Source organism: Streptomyces sulfonofaciens, from assembly GCF_014656295.1.
In the GTDB taxonomy this organism is placed as follows: domain Bacteria; phylum Actinomycetota; class Actinomycetes; order Streptomycetales; family Streptomycetaceae; genus Streptomyces; species Streptomyces sulfonofaciens.
In genome coordinates this window covers 1-528 of record NZ_BNCD01000104.1, presented here as the reverse complement: position 1 = coordinate 528, position 528 = coordinate 1, and the positions used below count along the sequence as shown (strand labels likewise).

At 39.8% G+C, this 528-nt stretch carries 1 protein-coding gene and 1 pseudogene; both read left to right on the top strand.

Annotated elements, in window-relative coordinates:
• A pseudogene (locus tag IE313_RS36750) lies at positions 1 to 206 on the top strand (hypothetical protein); the annotation flags it as partial.
• Positions 207 to 260: 54 nt separating this feature from the next.
• Positions 261 to 528, top strand: a 268-nt coding sequence (locus IE313_RS36745; RefSeq protein WP_229925214.1) for a hypothetical protein, incomplete at its 3' end; no start/stop codon positions are given.

Below are 528 nucleotides of genomic sequence, written 5' to 3'. Positions count from 1 at the left end.
AAATGTATGGTATCAGAGTGAACGCTCAAGACACCGTCAAAGACATGGTTTTACAAAATTCCGTGATTAAAACCAGAGTCAATGCCCTCATTCGTAACGCTGAAATCACTGAGACCATCTATAAAGACGGCTTGTGTCAAGTCAGCATGGAGCTTAAATTAGACGGCAGGATTTGGTATCGTATTTTGAGCGGATCGAGAGGATAAACCCTCTTACTCTCAATCATGCGGTATTTTAGAAGTGCTTTTTTATTATTTTTCATGACGCTTTTTTTTATCTCTTGCTCCAAGCACCCTTTTTCTAAGCAAACCCCCAAAACTAGGGAGCAGATCAGACAAGAAGAAGCCCGTAAAAAAAGAGAAGAGACTTTGAACGCCTTGCGCCAATTCAGGCTCATTTATATTAACACGCCGGTTTTTCGCTTTTATGATTACGGCACGATTAAAACCGATAGAGACCATAATATTGAAATAACCCTCTATAAGCTCAGCCAAAGAGTGGGCGATATTTATATGACTAAACGAAACA